At 57.9% G+C, this 18709-nt stretch carries 13 protein-coding genes; 2 read left to right on the top strand and 11 right to left on the bottom strand.

The window, feature by feature from the left end; genetic code table 11:
• Positions 1 to 51: 51 nt before the first annotated feature.
• The 4 genes from ACQE3E_RS03680 to surE all read right to left on the bottom strand — a co-directional run bounded on the left by ACQE3E_RS03680 (position 52) and on the right by surE (position 12915).
• Positions 52 to 8157, bottom strand: coding sequence for a hypothetical protein (locus ACQE3E_RS03680; protein WP_427501230.1), 8106 nt, complete (start codon positions 8155 to 8157; stop codon positions 52 to 54).
• A gap of 356 nt (positions 8158 to 8513) precedes the next feature.
• Positions 8514 to 11342, bottom strand: a complete 2829-nt coding sequence (locus tag ACQE3E_RS03675; protein ID WP_427501229.1) for an Hsp70 family protein — start codon at positions 11340 to 11342, stop codon at positions 8514 to 8516.
• Positions 11343 to 11500: 158 nt separating this feature from the next.
• Positions 11501 to 12163, bottom strand: coding sequence for a protein-L-isoaspartate(D-aspartate) O-methyltransferase (locus ACQE3E_RS03670; protein WP_071158624.1), 663 nt, complete (start codon positions 12161 to 12163; stop codon positions 11501 to 11503).
• Positions 12164 to 12165: 2 nt separating this feature from the next.
• Positions 12166 to 12915, bottom strand: a complete 750-nt coding sequence (gene surE / locus ACQE3E_RS03665; RefSeq protein ID WP_427501228.1) for a 5'/3'-nucleotidase SurE — start codon at positions 12913 to 12915, stop codon at positions 12166 to 12168.
• 64 nt (positions 12916 to 12979) lie between these two features.
• Between surE and ACQE3E_RS03660 the strand changes: the two genes are divergently transcribed.
• Positions 12980 to 13546 carry a Smr/MutS family protein gene (locus ACQE3E_RS03660; protein ID WP_064028936.1) on the top strand — a complete coding sequence of 189 codons (567 nt, stop codon included), beginning with the start codon at positions 12980 to 12982 and terminating at the stop codon, positions 13544 to 13546.
• Between the two features lie 183 nt (positions 13547 to 13729).
• Entirely contained in the window at positions 13730 to 14257 is a 528-nt protein-coding gene (locus ACQE3E_RS03655; protein ID WP_313729056.1) for a DNA-deoxyinosine glycosylase, read from the top strand.
• 80 nt (positions 14258 to 14337) lie between these two features.
• Here ACQE3E_RS03655 and rplQ read toward each other — a convergent pair whose 3' ends face one another.
• The 7 genes from rplQ to secY all read right to left on the bottom strand — a co-directional run bounded on the left by rplQ (position 14338) and on the right by secY (position 18709).
• Positions 14338 to 14721 carry a 50S ribosomal protein L17 gene (gene rplQ, locus ACQE3E_RS03650; RefSeq protein ID WP_064028887.1) on the bottom strand — a complete coding sequence of 128 codons (384 nt, stop codon included), beginning with the start codon at positions 14719 to 14721 and terminating at the stop codon, positions 14338 to 14340.
• Between the two features lie 16 nt (positions 14722 to 14737).
• On the bottom strand, positions 14738 to 15748 hold the full coding sequence (locus ACQE3E_RS03645; RefSeq protein ID WP_064028889.1) for a DNA-directed RNA polymerase subunit alpha: 1011 nt from the start codon (positions 15746 to 15748) through the stop codon (positions 14738 to 14740).
• Between the two features lie 23 nt (positions 15749 to 15771).
• Positions 15772 to 16392, bottom strand: a complete 621-nt coding sequence (gene rpsD, locus ACQE3E_RS03640) for a 30S ribosomal protein S4 (RefSeq protein ID WP_064028892.1) — start codon at positions 16390 to 16392, stop codon at positions 15772 to 15774.
• Positions 16393 to 16408: 16 nt separating this feature from the next.
• A complete protein-coding gene (gene rpsK / locus ACQE3E_RS03635; protein ID WP_064028894.1) occupies positions 16409 to 16795 on the bottom strand; it encodes a 30S ribosomal protein S11 in 387 nt (128 codons plus the stop codon).
• Between the two features lie 22 nt (positions 16796 to 16817).
• Positions 16818 to 17174, bottom strand: coding sequence for a 30S ribosomal protein S13 (gene rpsM, locus ACQE3E_RS03630; RefSeq protein ID WP_064028896.1), 357 nt, complete (start codon positions 17172 to 17174; stop codon positions 16818 to 16820).
• 76 nt (positions 17175 to 17250) lie between these two features.
• On the bottom strand, positions 17251 to 17364 hold the full coding sequence (rpmJ, locus tag ACQE3E_RS03625) for a 50S ribosomal protein L36 (RefSeq protein ID WP_082885534.1): 114 nt from the start codon (positions 17362 to 17364) through the stop codon (positions 17251 to 17253).
• A 19-nt stretch (positions 17365 to 17383) separates the two neighbouring features.
• Positions 17384 to 18709 carry a preprotein translocase subunit SecY gene (gene secY / locus ACQE3E_RS03620; protein WP_175463714.1) on the bottom strand — a complete coding sequence of 442 codons (1326 nt, stop codon included), beginning with the start codon at positions 18707 to 18709 and terminating at the stop codon, positions 17384 to 17386.

Below are 18709 nucleotides of genomic sequence, written 5' to 3'. Positions count from 1 at the left end.
AAAAGGCATCGGGAGCGAACTCCCGATGCCTGTTGTTTGAAGGTAACGCGTTTATTTGCCTTTGCTGGCGAGATAGCCGCTGGCAGGGTCGTCGATACCTGGCAGCGACGGCGTCAAACCGGTCCGCGCGGTCTGCGACGGTGTGGCCGCCAACGCCAGCGGGTTGCCATTGGCGTCGAATTGCTTGAGGGTATCCGCAAGGGCGAGCGTCGCAAGCGATGCCGGGTTGGCGGCCACACTTTCCGAGCCGCTCGGCAAACCGGGTGTCACGGGTAACGCATTACCGCTGTCAGCATCGGTAAAGCTGCTAATCGCTTGGGCCAGGCGATTGACGTTGGCTCTCAAATCCGCTTCTGGATTAGCCTGATCGTTCTTCGCAAACCAGACATCGACCATCGCGCGGTTGTCACCGTCGACGGTTTCGTAACTCGAAGTCAAGCCTATCCAGTTACCGTTATCCAGAGAAGAGGTGGTCTCGGCGTTCACACCCAACCGACTGATGCCAAGCTCGGTCAAGCTATGCAACTCGTCGGCTTGGCTTAAGCCGTCCGCATTGTTGTCGGTCCAGACCTTCAACTCCTTGAATGCGTTATCGTCGGCGCTAATCCAACCGTCTTGATTACTATCAAGGGCTCGCAATGCGGCGTAACCGTCGGCGGCGGTCTGACCGTCCGCGAGCCGGGTCGCGGACCCAAACAATTCCGAACCGTCATTGATGACCCCGTCTCGATTGGTATCGATCGCAAGCAAACCGTCGCCGCTGCCGACCCAACCCACTGTCTCCCGACTACCGTCGGCGTCGATATCGAAGCTCACGCCGGCTGCTCGACTTAAAGTCGAAATACCGTCGCCATTCAGATCCAGCACCAACGGTGTCGTAAACAACGCGTTCAATTGCGCGGTGGTCATCGCGTTCAACTGGGCCGTTGTCAGCGCAAGTTCTTGGGCGTCGGTCATCGCGCAAACTTGAGCGGTGGTTAAACCGAAAATCTGCGCGGTAGACAGCGCCTGAATGTCGGCGGTCTCCAACTTAATAAATTGGCTGGTGGTCAATGCGGCCACATCCGCCGTTTCCATGCTAACCACCTGCGCAGTCGTCAACGCGACGATCTGATTGGTCGCCAGCGCAACCACTTGAGCCGTCGTAAATGCAGCCAAATCGGCGGTTTCCAGAGTTGAGACCTGCGTAGTAGTCAAGGCCCGCACCTGCGCGGTGGCCAGCGCCGCCGCTTGGGCGGTGGTCAGGGCGACGATGCCGGCGGTGGTCAGCGATGCGGCATTGCTGGTACCCAGGCCCACCAGGTCGGCGGTTTCCAGCGCGGCCACTTGTTGGGTGGTCAGCGCGGCCACTTGGCTGGTTTTTAACCCGAAGGCTTGGGCGGTGCTCAGCGCGACGATTTGTTGGGTGCTCAGCGCGGCGGTGCTGGCGGTGGTCAGTCCGCTCAGGGTCAGCGTGGTCAGCGCGGCCAGGTCGGCGGTTTCCAGGTTGACGGCTTGGGCGGTGCTCAGCGCGGCCGCTTGGTTGGATTTGAGCGCGGCGGCTTGGGCGGTGCCTAGCGCGGCCAGGTCGGCGGTTTCCAGCGCGGCTACTTGTTGGGTGGTTAGCCCGGCGATTTGGGCGGTGGTCAACGCCGCCGCTTGGGCGGTGGTCAGCGCGACGATGCCGGCGGTGGTCAGGCTGCTCAGCGCCAGGGTGCTGAGCGCGGCCAGGTCGGCGGTGATTAGGTTGGCAACTTGGCCGGTGGTCAGCGCGGCGGCTTGGTTGGATTTGAGCGCGGCGGCTTGGGCGGTGCTCAGCGCGGCCAGGTCGGCGGTTTCCAGCGCGGCCACTTGTTGGGTGGTTAGCCCGGCGATTTGGGCGGTGGCCAGCGCCGCCGCTTGGGCGGTGGTCAGGGCGACGATGCCGGCGGTGGTCAGCGATGCGGCATTGCTGGTACCCAGGCCCACCAGGTCGGCGGTTTCCAGCGCGGCCACTTGTTGGGTGGTCAGCGCGGCCACTTGGCTGGTTTTTAACCCGAAGGCTTGGGCGGTGCTCAGCGCGACGATTTGTTGGGTGCTCAGCGCGGCGGTGCTGGCGGTGGTCAGTCCGCTCAGGGTCAGCGTGGTCAGCGCGGCCAGGTCGGCGGTTTCCAGGTTGACGGCTTGGGCGGTGCTCAGCGCGGCCGCTTGGTTGGATTTGAGCGCGGCGGCTTGGGCGGTGCCTAGCGCGGCCAGGTCGGCGGTTTCCAGCGCGGCTACTTGTTGGGTGGTTAGCCCGGCGATTTGGGCGGTGGTCAACGCCGCCGCTTGGGCGGTGGTCAGCGCGACGATGCCGGCGGTGGTCAGGTTGCTCAGCGCCAGGGTGCTGAGCGCGGCCAGGTCGGCGGTGATTAGGTTGGCAACTTGGCCGGTGGTCAGCGCGGCGGCTTGGTTGGATTTGAGCGCGGCGGCTTGGGCGGTGCTCAGCGCGGCCAGGTCGGCGGTTTCCAGCGCGGCCACTTGTTGGGTGGTTAGCCCGGCGATTTGGGCGGTGGCCAGCGCCGCCGCTTGGGCGGTGGTCAGGGCGACGATGCCGGCGGTGGTCAGCGATGCGGCATTGCTGGTACCCAGGCCCACCAGGTCGGCGGTTTCCAGCGCGGCCACTTGTTGGGTGGTCAGCGCGGCCACTTGGCTGGTTTTTAACCCGAAGGCTTGGGCGGTGCTCAGCGCGACGATTTGTTGGGTGCTCAGCGCGGCGGTGCTGGCGGTGGTCAGTCCGCTCAGGGTCAGCGTGGTCAGCGCGGCCAGGTCGGCGGTTTCCAGGTTGACGGCTTGGGCGGTGCTCAGCGCGGCCGCTTGGTTGGATTTGAGCGCGGCGGCTTGGGCGGTGCCTAGCGCGGCCAGGTCGGCGGTTTCCAGCGCGGCTACTTGTTGGGTGGTTAGCCCGGCGATTTGGGCGGTGGTCAACGCCGCCGCTTGGGCGGTGGTCAGCGCGACGATGCCGGCGGTGGTCAGGCTGCTCAGCGCCAGGGTGCTGAGCGCGGCCAGGTCGGCGGTGATTAGGTTGGCAACTTGGCCGGTGGTCAGCGCGGCGGCTTGGTTGGATTTGAGCGCGGCGGCTTGGGCGGTGCTCAGCGCGGCCAGGTCGGCGGTTTCCAGCGCGGCCACTTGTTGGGTGGTTAGCCCGGCGATTTGGGCGGTGGCCAGCGCCGCCGCTTGGGCGGTGGTCAGGGCGACGATGCCGGCGGTGGTCAGCGATGCGGCATTGCTGGTACCCAGGCCCACCAGGTCGGCGGTTTCCAGCGCGGCCACTTGTTGGGTGGTCAGCGCGGCCACTTGGCTGGTTTTTAACCCGAAGGCTTGGGCGGTGCTCAGCGCGACGATTTGTTGGGTGCTCAGCGCGGCGGTGCTGGCGGTGGTCAGTCCGCTCAGGGTCAGCGTGGTCAGCGCGGCCAGGTCGGCGGTTTCCAGGTTGACGGCTTGGGCGGTGCTCAGCGCGGCCGCTTGGTTGGATTTGAGCGCGGCGGCTTGGGCGGTGCCTAGCGCGGCCAGGTCGGCGGTTTCCAGCGCGGCTACTTGTTGGGTGGTTAGCCCGGCGATTTGGGCGGTGGTCAACGCCGCCGCTTGGGCGGTGGTCAGCGCGACGATGCCGGCGGTGGTCAGGTTGCTCAGCGCCAGGGTGCTGAGCGCGGCCAGGTCGGCGGTGATTAGGTTGGCAACTTGGCCGGTGGTCAGCGCGGCGGCTTGGTTGGATTTGAGCGCGGCGGCTTGGGCGGTGCTCAGCGCGGCCAGGTCGGCGGTTTCCAGCGCGGCCACTTGTTGGGTGGTTAGCCCGGCGATTTGGGCGGTGGCCAGCGCCGCCGCTTGGGCGGTGGTCAGGGCGACGATGCCGGCGGTGGTCAGCGATGCGGCATTGCTGGTACCCAGGCCCACCAGGTCGGCGGTTTCCAGCGCGGCCACTTGTTGGGTGGTCAGCGCGGCCACTTGGCTGGTTTTTAACCCGAAGGCTTGGGCGGTGCTCAGCGCGACGATTTGTTGGGTGCTCAGCGCGGCGGTGCTGGCGGTGGTCAGTCCGCTCAGGGTCAGCGTGGTCAGCGCGGCCAGGTCGGCGGTTTCCAGGTTGACGGCTTGGGCGGTGCTCAGCGCGGCCGCTTGGTTGGATTTGAGCGCGGCGGCTTGGGCGGTGCCTAGCGCGGCCAGGTCGGCGGTTTCCAGCGCGGCTACTTGTTGGGTGGTTAGCCCGGCGATTTGGGCGGTGGTCAACGCCGCCGCTTGGGCGGTGGTCAGCGCGACGATGCCGGCGGTGGTCAGGTTGCTCAGCGCCAGGGTGCTGAGCGCGGCCAGGTCGGCGGTGATTAGGTTGGCAACTTGGCCGGTGGTCAGCGCGGCGGCTTGGTTGGATTTGAGCGCGGCGGCTTGGGCGGTGCTCAGCGCGGCCAGGTCGGCGGTTTCCAGCGCGGCCACTTGTTGGGTGGTTAGCCCGGCGATTTGGGCGGTGGCCAGCGCCGCCGCTTGGGCGGTGGTCAGGGCGACGATGCCGGCGGTGGTCAGCGATGCGGCATTGCTGGTACCCAGGCCCACCAGGTCGGCGGTTTCCAGCGCGGCCACTTGTTGGGTGGTCAGCGCGGCCACTTGGCTGGTTTTTAACCCGAAGGCTTGGGCGGTGCTCAGCGCGACGATTTGTTGGGTGCTCAGCGCGGCGGTGCTGGCGGTGGTCAGTCCGCTCAGGGTCAGCGTGGTCAGCGCGGCCAGGTCGGCGGTTTCCAGGTTGACGGCTTGGGCGGTGCTCAGCGCGGCCGCTTGGTTGGATTTGAGCGCGGCGGCTTGGGCGGTGCCTAGCGCGGCCAGGTCGGCGGTTTCCAGCGCGGCTACTTGTTGGGTGGTTAGCCCGGCGATTTGGGCGGTGGTCAACGCCGCCGCTTGGGCGGTGGTCAGCGCGACGATGCCGGCGGTGGTCAGGTTGCTCAGCGCCAGGGTGCTGAGCGCGGCCAGGTCGGCGGTGATTAGGTTGGCAACTTGGCCGGTGGTCAGCGCGGCGGCTTGGTTGGATTTGAGCGCGGCGGCTTGGGCGGTGCTCAGCGCGGCCAGGTCGGCGGTTTCCAGCGCGGCCACTTGTTGGGTGGTTAGCCCGGCGATTTGGGCGGTGGCCAGCGCCGCCGCTTGGGCGGTGGTCAGGGCGACGATGCCGGCGGTGGTCAGCGATGCGGCATTGCTGGTACCCAGGCCCACCAGGTCGGCGGTTTCCAGCGCGGCCACTTGTTGGGTGGTCAGCGCGGCCACTTGGCTGGTTTTTAACCCGAAGGCTTGGGCGGTGCTCAGCGCGACGATTTGTTGGGTGCTCAGCGCGGCGGTGCTGGCGGTGGTCAGTCCGCTCAGGGTCAGCGTGGTCAGCGCGGCCAGGTCGGCGGTTTCCAGGTTGACGGCTTGGGCGGTGCTCAGCGCGGCCGCTTGGTTGGATTTGAGCGCGGCGGCTTGGGCGGTGCCTAGCGCGGCCAGGTCGGCGGTTTCCAGCGCGGCTACTTGTTGGGTGGTTAGCCCGGCGATTTGGGCGGTGGTCAACGCCGCCGCTTGGGCGGTGGTCAGCGCGACGATGCCGGCGGTGGTCAGGCTGCTCAGCGCCAGGGTGCTGAGCGCGGCCAGGTCGGCGGTGATTAGGTTGGCAACTTGGCCGGTGGTCAGCGCGGCGGCTTGGTTGGATTTGAGCGCGGCGGCTTGGGCGGTGCTCAGCGCGGCCAGGTCGGCGGTTTCCAGCGCGGCCACTTGTTGGGTGGTTAGCCCGGCGATTTGGGCGGTGGCCAGCGCCGCCGCTTGGGCGGTGGTCAGGGCGACGATGCCGGCGGTGGTCAGCGATGCGGCATTGCTGGTACCCAGGCCCACCAGGTCGGCGGTTTCCAGCGCGGCCACTTGTTGGGTGGTCAGCGCGGCCACTTGGCTGGTTTTTAACCCGAAGGCTTGGGCGGTGCTCAGCGCGACGATTTGTTGGGTGCTCAGCGCGGCGGTGCTGGCGGTGGTCAGTCCGCTCAGGGTCAGCGTGGTCAGCGCGGCCAGGTCGGCGGTTTCCAGGTTGACGGCTTGGGCGGTGCTCAGCGCGGCCGCTTGGTTGGATTTGAGCGCGGCGGCTTGGGCGGTGCCTAGCGCGGCCAGGTCGGCGGTTTCCAGCGCGGCTACTTGTTGGGTGGTTAGCCCGGCGATTTGGGCGGTGGTCAACGCCGCCGCTTGGGCGGTGGTCAGCGCGACGATGCCGGCGGTGGTCAGGCTGCTCAGCGCCAGGGTGCTGAGCGCGGCCAGGTCGGCGGTGATTAGGTTGGCAACTTGGCCGGTGGTCAGCGCGGCGGCTTGGTTGGATTTGAGCGCGGCGGCTTGGGCGGTGCTCAGCGCGGCCAGGTCGGCGGTTTCCAGCGCGGCCACTTGTTGGGTGGTTAGCCCGGCGATTTGGGCGGTGGCCAGCGCCGCCGCTTGGGCGGTGGTCAGGGCGACGATGCCGGCGGTGGTCAGCGATGCGGCATTGCTGGTACCCAGGCCCACCAGGTCGGCGGTTTCCAGCGCGGCCACTTGTTGGGTGGTCAGCGCGGCCACTTGGCTGGTTTTTAACCCGAAGGCTTGGGCGGTGCTCAGCGCGACGATTTGTTGGGTGCTCAGCGCGGCGGTGCTGGCGGTGGTCAGTCCGCTCAGGGTCAGCGTGGTCAGCGCGGCCAGGTCGGCGGTTTCCAGGTTGACGGCTTGGGCGGTGCTCAGCGCGGCCGCTTGGTTGGATTTGAGCGCGGCGGCTTGGGCGGTGCCTAGCGCGGCCAGGTCGGCGGTTTCCAGCGCGGCTACTTGTTGGGTGGTTAGCCCGGCGATTTGGGCGGTGGTCAACGCCGCCGCTTGGGCGGTGGTCAGCGCGACGATGCCGGCGGTGGTCAGGTTGCTCAGCGCCAGGGTGCTGAGCGCGGCCAGGTCGGCGGTGATTAGGTTGGCAACTTGGCCGGTGGTCAGCGCGGCGGCTTGGTTGGATTTGAGCGCGGCGGCTTGGGCGGTGCTCAGCGCGGCCAGGTCGGCGGTTTCCAGCGCGGCCACTTGTTGGGTGGTTAGCCCGGCGATTTGGGCGGTGGCCAGCGCCGCCGCTTGGGCGGTGGTCAGGGCGACGATGCCGGCGGTGGTCAGCGATGCGGCATTGCTGGTACCCAGGCCCACCAGGTCGGCGGTTTCCAGCGCGGCCACTTGTTGGGTGGTCAGCGCGGCCACTTGGCTGGTTTTTAACCCGAAGGCTTGGGCGGTGCTCAGCGCGACGATTTGTTGGGTGCTCAGCGCGGCGGTGCTGGCGGTGGTCAGTCCGCTCAGGGTCAGCGTGGTCAGCGCGGCCAGGTCGGCGGTTTCCAGGTTGACGGCTTGGGCGGTGCTCAGCGCGGCCGCTTGGTTGGATTTGAGCGCGGCGGCTTGGGCGGTGCCTAGCGCGGCCAGGTCGGCGGTTTCCAGCGCGGCTACTTGTTGGGTGGTTAGCCCGGCGATTTGGGCGGTGGTCAACGCCGCCGCTTGGGCGGTGGTCAGCGCGACGATGCCGGCGGTGGTCAGGCTGCTCAGCGCCAGGGTGCTGAGCGCGGCCAGGTCGGCGGTGATTAGGTTGGCAACTTGGCCGGTGGTCAGCGCGGCGGCTTGGTTGGATTTGAGCGCGGCGGCTTGGGCGGTGCTCAGCGCGGCCAGGTCGGCGGTTTCCAGCGCGGCCACTTGTTGGGTGGTTAGCCCGGCGATTTGGGCGGTGGCCAGCGCCGCCGCTTGGGCGGTGGTCAGGGCGACGATGCCGGCGGTGGTCAGCGATGCGGCATTGCTGGTACCCAGGCCCACCAGGTCGGCGGTTTCCAGCGCGGCCACTTGTTGGGTGGTCAGCGCGGCCACTTGGCTGGTTTTTAACCCGAAGGCTTGGGCGGTGCTCAGCGCGACGATTTGTTGGGTGCTCAGCGCGGCGAAGTCGCTGCTGGATAGCCCGGAAGATAGGGCTAGCGTACTCATCACTGCAATATCGGCGGTTTCGATGGCGACGATTTGCGCCGTGCTCAACGCATCAATCTGCAGGCTGTTGAATACCGGAAATTGAACAGTGGTAAATGCGACGATCTGAGCAGTACTCAGAGCCTGCATGTCCTCGGTGGTTAGCGCTGCTACAGCATCTGTGCTTAGTCCGGCGATTTGCGCCGTGGTGAATAATGAAATTACCGAAGCCATAGCCCACCTACTTTACTGAGTTCCTGGAAAGCCGCCTAAATGCAAGCTAGGCTGTTCCGATGATTGACCTTCCCGCCGACCATCCATTTTCGATTGCCGGATACTCGTCGTTAGCGGCAAACTCGCTTGCAGCCCCTGTGCGTTCCGCCTGTGCCGATCTCCCGGTCAAGCTGGAGATGGTTTACTCGCTCCATACATGACTGGATTAGGAATTACGACGACATAAAACGCTGTCGAGTTTAGCCCAATTTTTAAGAATGGACAGATATCCGCCGTGAATTTGTGGTTTTGCCGACAATACTAACAGGGAACCATCAAGCAGCTATTGACAACTTCGCAATTTAACTACAGCCCGGTTAATGCTCTTCAAGCAATTTAAGACCTGGAGGCAACGCCTCTCCGAATATTTGCCGTTCTTGCTGCTCGTCGAGCGGTATGTAGTCGGAAACTATCTGTTGCCAGGAGACAGGCGCTTTGGCCTGCTTGAGTTTGTCCTGCACCAAGGCGCGCAAATGGTCGTCGATATCGCGGACACGATCGTCGCAGCGGCGCGCGAGTAATGCGGCGGCGAAACCGGCTTGAGATTGCTTTTTCCAATCTACCGCCAATAACCGGTGCAACCACGTCGACACGGTATCCGACGGAATTACCTCGTGGTTGCTACCATGAAACAAGACGCGCGCGCCAACCCGGCCAAGCGCCCACCAACTTTGTTCGGGCTCTCCAGCCTTTTCCAGCCGTTTCAACAGCCATTCACCAAGCTGAGTTTTATCTGCGACAGGCAAACGCTCAAGACCCGCGGCCAAGCGCACCATATCTTCGTACCCACGCGTCATCAATTGTTTGGCGACGCCCGCTTGTCGAGCCGTGGCGGGGTTTATAAATTTAGCAACGTCGCCGAACAAGCGCTGCTGAGCCTCGACCTGCAATCCTCCCGCCACGCGCCGCCACAAGGTCCACCACTCTGTCCAATTTTGTTTCTCATTGACAAACTGGAGTCCGTCACCATACCACTTCCATATTTGCTCAACCCGCCAATCATCGAGCGGATACCCAAAACCAGGCCGCAGACAAAAACCGACCAAGCTAAACCACAAACGTTCATGCTGCTCGCTTCGCCGCCGATATTTTCCACCCTCCAGCAGCGCATTGAAAAGCTCGCGCAGTAATGGTGTGCGCCAATCGGCTCGGGGCGCGCCCAGGATTTTTTCCAGATCGGCACGTAGGGTTTTCACCGCTTGCGGATCAACGTCCCTGGATTTCGCTCCAAAAACCGCCTGAATCTTTTCTAGGGCTTGCGGTAGTTGATTCGGCAACTCCCCTCCACCGATCGTTGGGGCAGTTTTTCTTATTTGAAACTCCACATCCCAGCGCTGATTCAAATCCGCCTTCGCCACGCATTGCAAGCGCAAGGTGCCGACTTCAGTGTAGGTCGCCACCAACTGCACGACGACTTCCACTCGTTGATCACCGGCGAACGCGACAGCCAGCGGCGGCAGCCCATGAAAACGGTCATCGTCAAGTTCGACGATGTCGCCGGGGCGATAATCGGCGTCCGTGCTATTCGACATCAGATGGAAACGTACCGGCTGGCCGATCCGTAGCGCAAATTGCCGGGCGGTCAATGTGACTTCCCGCCCCTCCTCGCTACCTTTGGGCAAGATACAGATGCCAGGTTTGGTAAATCGAGCTCCCGCATCGTTAACGGTGTCTACCAGTAAAAAATAGCCCCTGGCCGCGCCACCGCCGATTTTTAGTTTTTGCTCGCGCCGGGCGATCGCATACGCGACAGCACCGTAGGCCACTGCCAATTCCGGATCAAGGTTTTCTAATTGTACTGGTGGCTCACGGCGCCAATGTCCCAACAACTCTAGCGCGCGGGTAACGAGCGCAGGGCTACGGAATAAACCACCATTCAAGAGCAGCGCATCAGGCACGATCAAGCCGTCTACTACCTCGCTGGGACCAGCGAACTCCGCCCCCTCGCCGGTACCAGTCAACGCTGCTCTCGCGCTTCGGGCATGCGCCTTAAGAAAAGCGGCGATATGTTTGCTAATCGCGGGCTCCGGGGCGTACGGTAAACCGAACTCCACCATTCCGCTTCGTTTTTTGTCCGGCAACTCCTCGATTCCGGACAGTGGGAAGAATCCGTCTAGCGCGATGCGTCGCACTTCGTCACGGGTAAGAAAACTGCTTCGAGCTCCGCCTATGAGTTTCGAGCCACTGCCCAGCAAAGTGACGGCGAATTGTTCCGGAGCGGCATCCGCCAACAGACGTTCTTTTGCTACCCGGCATTGTTCGAGTAATTGCGACAAATCACCCGCCGACAGCTTCTTATCACCCCCGGTTAACCGTGTTTCGGCTAGACGCGCGAGCGCTAGATCGATGTTGTCGCCGCCCAGCATCAAGTGATCGCCCACGCCGATCCGAGTGAGTTTTGGATCGCCTTCACCGTGGTCGATACGAATCAATGTCAAGTCGGTGGTGCCTCCACCGACGTCGCAGACCAGCAAAAGACGACAACCCGCCAGACTGACTGCGACTTTGCCGTCATGCCGACGTAACCAGTCATAACAAACCGCCTGAGGCTCTTCCAGTAAGCGTACATCCACCAAGCCGGCGGACTTGGCGGCCTCCAGGGTCAGCGCACGCGCCGATTCATCGAATGACGCCGGTACCGTGATCACCACGTTCTGCCTGGACAACGGCGCCTGGGGAAAATGTTGATCCCATGCGCTACGAACATACTGCAGATAGCTGGCACTCGCGGCCACCGGAGAAACCTTGAACACCGACTCGTCGCTACCCCACGGCAAAATGGCCGCAGCCGGATCGACAGCATTATGCGACAACCAGCTCTTGGCGCTAGTCACCAGCCGGCCGTGAGACTTGGCACCGAGCAATCGCGCCGCTTCCCCAAGCACCGCCCCATCGGGGGCCGTTAAAAAACCGCTATCGGCATTAAGCTCGCCAAACGCCGGGTGATATCGCACCGACGGCAACAAAGGCTTGGAATCGACTTCACCTGGCGCAATCAATTGAGGTATTTCGAACAGACGGATGGTCTTGTGCGGGTCTTCGGCCTCGGCGTAAGCAACCACGGTGTGGGTAGTACCTAAGTCGATACCGACCGAATATTGGGTATTATTTTTCAAAGCGGAATCACGGACACGATTGAATTGCATCCATTGTATGCCAGATGCCGGCAATCTCGCCGAAGAAGAGGATTGGCGCCGGCACAATGAAACCTGTAATCAAGTTTGCCAACGTCAACTGCTCGCGAGTAACAACGGATGGTTACCGCCTTCAGGAATCACGAGTCCACAAGCAAAGTTTTCGCGAATTACCCGGTAACACCCGACAGAAACGGCACAAAAGTGACGCGTTCGATCACTTCGTCCAAATAACCTTCGTCGGTACGCACAATACGATGCAAATACTGCTTCCCCTCTTGACCGACCGGTATCACCAGCACCCCCCCGACCGCCAACTGTTGCAATAGAGCTTCCGGCACTTCGGCGGGAGCCGCCGCAGCCAAGATGCCCTCGAACGGCGCATGTTCGGGCCAGCCCCATCCACCATCGGTATGCTTGAAACCGACAGTCTTGATGTTCAACTCCCATAAGGTATCGCGTGCTTTTTTCATCAAAGGAGCAATTCGCTCAACGGTGTAAACCTGACTGACCAGTTTGGCGAGGATAGCCGTCTGGTAACCGCAACCGGTACCGATCTCCAAAACCTTGGCGGGAACAGCGGATTGCAGCAGTAACTCAGTCATTTTAGCGACGATGTACGGCTGGGAGATCGTTTGATTGTGCCCAATCGGCAATGCGGTATCTTCGTAAGCGCGACTCTCTAAAGCCTCGTCGACGAAAATATGGCGGGGAGTGTCGGCCATGACTGCCAACACTTTGTTATCGGAAATTCCTTGCTGGCGTAGCCGGGAGATCATACGCTCGCGGGTGCGCCGCGAGGTCATACCGATGCCTTGTATTCGTCGACTCATACTTATGCGTCCAATGCCAGCCAGTCGCGCAGTCCCTCCAAACGCTCGTAGCGAGTTAAATCCAGCTGTAGCGGAGTGACAGACACATAGCCATTCTTAATGGCATCAAAGTCGGTTCCGGGACCGGCGTCCTGCTCGGCGCCAGGCGGCCCCACCCAATAGATAGTTTGGCCCCGCGGGTCAGAGCCGCGAATGACCGCCTCGGCTTTATGCCGCTGCCCAAGCCGCGTACACAAGAAACCCTTAATTTCGGAAAGCGGCAAATCGGGCACGTTGACATTCAACAAGGTGTCCTCCGGCAAAGGCCGAAGTTGCATTTTGTTTAGCAAAGTCACCGCTACTTGGGCAGCCGTATCGAAATGCTTGGCATTGTGCCCAACCAATGAGATAGCCACCGCCGGCAGTCCGAGAAAACGTCCCTCGGTAGCGGCGGCGACTGTCCCCGAGTAAATCACGTCATCCCCCAGGTTTGCACCGTGATTGATGCCGGCGAAGACCATATCGGGTTCATCCGCCAACAATCCGGTAATGGCTAGATGCACGCAATCGGTAGGCGTCCCATCAACCCGAACGAAACCGTTCTCGCACACGGTCGCCCTAAGCGGCATATCCAACGTCAACGAATTACTGGCGGCGCTACGGTTCTTATCGGGGGCGACTACCGAAACCTTGGCGAATGGTCTGAGAGCTGCGGCCAAGGTATTGATGCCCTGCGCCAAATAGCCGTCGTCGTTGCTGATCAGAATATGCATGTCGCGATAAAACGCTTTAAAATTGCCGCATGTTAGCAAAAAAACCGCAAATCCAGCAGCTTACGTGACAAAAAAAACCACAACGCCTGAAGAGACCACGCTTTTTCGCGAGGCCGTCGGCAAGGTCAAAGAAATCAAAGCCGACACGGTCATTTTACGACCCAATAAGAGCCCGCCTCCCAGGCCGAAACCTAAATTGCCAGAGATTGTCGATCCTTTGGAAATACCGTTGGACGATGTACCTTCCCGTTTATTTCAAGAAGACCAAATGCTATTCGCCGTGCCGGGCGTACAAAAGAACGTATTAAAAAAACTACGTAAGGGGCATTACGACCTAGACGCCGAAATCGATCTGCACGGCCTAAGTAGTCGCTCGGCGCAAAGCCAGCTATTGAACTTTTTACACCGTTGCGTTGAAAAAGGCTGTCGCTGCTTATTGATTATTCACGGCAAAGGCTACAATTCGCCGGATCAACTGCCAGTTTTAAAAAACGACATCAATATTTGGCTACGTCAGCACCGAGACGTATTAGCTTTCTGTTCCGCACCCAGAAGTCACGGTGGCGCGGGCGCGCTACTGGTGTTGTTGCGGCTATCCGATAAATTCGCCGACAAGGATGACGACCTTTAAAACCAAACGCGCTGGCTACTAAAACCTCAAAGAATCGATTGCTAGCAGAACCGGAACCAGACATAAGCAATATCGATAGCCAAGCAGACCGCTTAAAACCAGCTTCACAGTCATGACATTTAAAGCCTATAACCAGATAAACGATCTTTTTAGAACATAAATATCTACGGGAATCTTCATCAAATGACGATAATCGAGAGCTTCCAAGCTATCGCTGACAAGAATGCCAGAATACTTGTCCTGGGCAGCATACCCGGCATTCGCTCTCTGCAAGATCAGCAATATTATGCTCATCCCAGGAATCAATTCTGGCCGATCATTTGTAAGCTACTAAGCATCAATCCCGATTCGGCTTATGTCGAAAGATTAAACAAACTTACCCTATCGGGCGTCGCATTGTGGGATGTAATGAAGAGATGCCGCCGCCCCGGCAGCATGGATTCCGATATAGACTTTACGAGCGTCGTAATCAATGACTTCGATAGCTTCTTCGAAAGCCACGGCAAAATTGAAGCAATATTATTTAACGGCGCGACTGCCGACAAAATATTCAACAAGCATTACTATAGCAAGGCGTTTACCGAAAAAATTAAGCGCTACCGCTTACCTTCAACTAGCCCAGCCAATGCCGCGATGAGCTTCGAACAGAAACTGGAAAATTGGCGTGTGCTACCTGAACTCCTCAATCGCCCCCTTCAGGAGTCTCAATAGATTAGACCAGCAAGGCCTAAAACTAAAAAAGCCGCGTCGGCTTGGGCCGACACGGCTTTTTTGTTCCTTTCGAAACTAGCTTACTCAGCGGACGCCTGAGCCGGCTCAGGCCGATCAACCAATTCGACATAAGCCATCGGCGCGTCGTCCCCGGGCCTAAACCCGCATTTAATGATGCGCAGATAGCCGCCATTTCTAGATTGATAACGGGGCCCCAGTTCGTTAAACAGTTTAGTAACCACATCACGGTCACGCAGCTTAGAGAAAGCCTGCCTGCGCTTAGCTACTGAATCAATTTTCGAAAGGGTAATCAGAGGTTCAGCAATCATGCGCAACTCTTTGGCTTTCGGCAAAGTAGTTTTAATCAACTCGTGCTTAAACAACGAACAGGCCATATTGCTAAATAGGGCTTTACGGTGGCTACTGTTTTTATTAAGCTGTCTTCCAGATTTACGGTGTCTCATTTTTATGCCTTATATTTCAAATGCCTGATTGTGACTGATCGGCCAAATTCTCTGGCGGCCAGTTTTCAAGCCTCATACCTAGCGACAGACCTTTAATGGCCAAGATATCCTTGATTTCGGTAAGCGATTTTTTTCCCAAGTTAGGGGTGCGCAATAGCTCAACTTCGGTGCGCTGTATAAGATCCCCGATGTAGAAAATATTCTCTGCCTTCAAACAGTTTGCAGACCTTACGGTCAACTCCAGATCGTCTACTGGACGCAATAGGATAGGGTCGAAGGTTTCTTCTTCGATAACAACTTCTTCTTCCACCCTTTCGTTAACTTTCTCGAAGTCAACAAAAACCGACAATTGATCATGGAGAATAGAAGCAGCTAACTTAATAGCCTGCTCTGGATCAACTGTGCCGTTCGTTTCCAGTTCGATTACTAACCGATCCAGGTTCGTGCGCTGCTCAACACGCGTACTCTCGACGTGGTATGCAACCTTAACAATCGGGCTAAATGACGAGTCGACCATCAAAACGCCAACCGGGGCGTCTTCATTTTGTTCCTTTCTAACGCTGGCGGGTACGTAACCGCGACCACGCTCAACCTTAATTTTGACGTTCAGCGCGCATTCCGGTTGCGTGATATTGGCGATCACCAGCTCAGGATTTATGATCTCAACATTATGGGGCAAATCGATGTCGCCAGCCGAAACAGAACCGACTCCTTTCTTGGAGAGAGTCAACGTGACTTCGTCTCGAGAATGCACTACCACCGCAAGCTTTTTCAAATTCAAAATGATGTCGATGACGTCTTCTTGAACTCCTTCCAGCGTAGTAAACTCGTGCAAAACGCCTTCGATCGAGATTTCGGTAACCGCGCAACCGGGTATAGACGACAACATGACACGGCGCAACGCGTTACCCAAAGAATGCCCAAAACCGCGCTCTAAAGGCTCAATAACGATTCTTGAGTGGTTGGCCGTTTCGTTAACAACCTCGACTAGTCTGGGTTTTAAAAGGCCGCCAATAGAACTCTGCATAGATTAAATCCTGGACTTATTTTTTACTTGGAGTAAAGCTCGACAACCAACTGTTCGTTGATGTCCGAACCCAAATCGATACGATCTGGTACGGATTTGAACACACCGCTCATTTCTTTAGCGTTCACTTCTACCCAAGCCGGGAACCCGTATTGTTCAGCGACGACCAACGCATCTTTAATGCGTTGCTGAGTTTTTGACTTTTCCCTGATTTTGATTTGGTCGCCAACCGAGACTTGAAAAGACGGAATGTTGATCAACTTGTCATTCACAATTACTGCTTTGTGAGATACCAGTTGACGGGCCTCAGCGCGGGTAGCCGCGTAACCCATTCTGTAAACCACGTTATCCAAGCGGCTTTCCAGGAAATTCAGCAAGTTCTGACCAGTCGCGCCTTTCTTTTGGTCTGCGGCTTTATAGTAATTTCTAAATTGTTTTTCCAGGACGCCGTAAATTCTGCGCAACCGTTGCTTCGCCCTTAACTGCAGCGCGTAGTCGGAGTTTCTTGTACGTTTAGCGCCATGCTGCCCGGGTCGTTGATCTAACTTACATTTGGCCTCTAGAGATTTACCTCTACTTTTCAAAAATAAATCAGTACCTTCCCTACGGCTCAGTTTACAAGCAGGGCCAAGATATCTTGCCATTGTTTACTCCACTATCCTAAACGCGACGTTTTTTTGGTGGACGGCAGCCATTATGAGGAATGGGAGTGACGTCCACGATGTTTGAAATTTTAAAACCCATGCTGTTAAGCGACCGAACAGCCGACTCTCTTCCGGGTCCGGGCCCCTTAATCATGACATCGAGGTTTTTCATGCCATATTCCTGAGCAACAGCGCCAGCCTTTTCGGCGGCTACCTGAGCAGCGAAGGGTGTACTCTTTCTGGATCCGCGAAAGCCTGAGCCTCCGGACGTCGCCCAAGACAGCGCATTGCCTTTGCGATCAGTTATAGTAACAATAGTGTTGTTGAACGAAGCATGGACATGAGCTATGCCATCAGCGACTTCTTTCTTAACACGCTTTTTTACTCGATTTTGGGTTGCCATCTAACTTGCCTTTCTGGAAATCTTACTTGGTAACTGGTTTTCTAGGACCTTTACGAGTCCTGGCATTGGTTCTGGTTCGCTGCCCTCTGAGAGGCAGCCCACGCCGATGCCTGATCCCGCGATAGCAGCCCAAATCCATCAAACGCTTAATATTCATAGACACTTCACGACGCAAGTCGCCTTCTACAGTCATACCTGAAATGACTTTCCGGATTGCTTCAACTTGTTCTTCGGTCAAGTCTTTAATTTTAACGGTTGGCAACACCCCGATTTGATCGCAGATGTTTCTAGCAGTCTGCCTGCCAATCCCATAAATCGCTGTTAACGCGATCTCCGCATGCTTATGGTCAGCCACGTTAATACCGGCAATACGAGCCATTCAGATACTCCAAACACAGTGCTATTAGGTTAAACGGAGGATTATATCACTCCGAAAAATAAATCACAAAAACAAATTAGCCTTGACGCTGTTTATGACGTCCGTCCTTGCAAATCACGCGGACCACACCATTTCTCTTGATCACTTTACAACTTTTACAGATAGTTTTTATTGAGGCGCGCACTTTCATCGCTGACTCCTAAATTAAGTTAAGACTTTTTCAAATTGGCTTTTTTCATTAATCCTTCGTATTGCTGCGACATCAAATGCGTTTGCATCTGCGATATGAAATCCATCACAACCACGACGATAATCAGCAAAGAAGTACCGCCAAAGGAAAAAGGAACATTCCAATATACAATTAAAAACTCGGGTAACAAGCAAATTAGAGTGATATAAACCGCTCCGATTAATGTCAACCGGGTCATGACTTTATCGATATAGTGCGTTGTGTGCTGGCCTGGCCGGATACCTGGAAGATAAGCCCCGGACTTTTTCAGATTCTCAGCTGTTTCTTTCGAATTGAATACCAACGCTGTGTAGAAAAAACAGAAAAAAACGATAGCAATAGCGTAGCAAAGCACATAAATGGGTTGTCCTGGAGACAACACCGAAGAAATGTCTTGCAACCAGGCAAATCCATCGACGTTTCCGAACCAACCGGCGATAGTGGCTGGAAACAGAATAATGCTGGACGCGAAGATAGGCGGTATCACCCCGGCCATGTTCAACTTTAGAGGAAGAAAGGAGCTTTGACCGCCGTAAACCTTATTCCCTTGCTGACGTTTTGGGTAGTTGATTGTGATACGCCTTTGCCCTCTCTCTACAAAGACGACAATCCCCGTAACTATGATTGCGAGTACGAACAACAGCACGATAAAAGCACCATTCATTTCGCCAGTTCTCGCAAGCTCAAGAGTCCCGCCGATAGCCGACGGCAATCCGGAAACAATACCTGCGAATATAAGCAGGGATATGCCATTACCTATGCCGCGCTCGGTTACTTGCTCGCCTAGCCACATCAAAAATATCGTGCCAGTGACCAGCGTAATTGTGGTTACCACGACGAACCCGATGCCCGGCTGTATAACGACAGCCAAACCGCCTGCCGTCTGGTTCTGTAACGCGACAGAAATCCCTACCGATTGAAACATAGCCAACACTACCGTGCCGTAGCGGGTATACTGAGAAATCTTACGACGACCGGATTCACCCTCTTTCTTTAACTGCTCCATCGCAGGAATGACTATTGTCATCAGCTGCATAATAATAGAGGCTGAAATGTAGGGCATGATCCCTAAGGCGAATAAACTAAGCCGCATCAAAGCCCCGCCAGAGAACATGTTAAACATGTTCAATATAGAACCCGATTGCTGCTCAAACATGGTAGCAAGCGCTTTAGGATCGATGCCTGGCACGGGAATATGAGCACCTACGCGATACACCACGAAAGCACCCAAGACAAACAACAACCGCGATTTTAACTCCGCAAACCGAAACGTGCCGGCTGCCACATCAAACCCTTTCGCACTCAC

Origin of the sequence: Methylomonas sp. MED-D, from assembly GCF_050276835.1 — a bacterium.
Lineage (GTDB): Bacteria > Pseudomonadota > Gammaproteobacteria > Methylococcales > Methylomonadaceae > Methylomonas > Methylomonas koyamae_A.
Note: the sequence above shows the minus strand (reverse complement) of the source record. Positions and strands in the feature narration are given on the sequence as shown.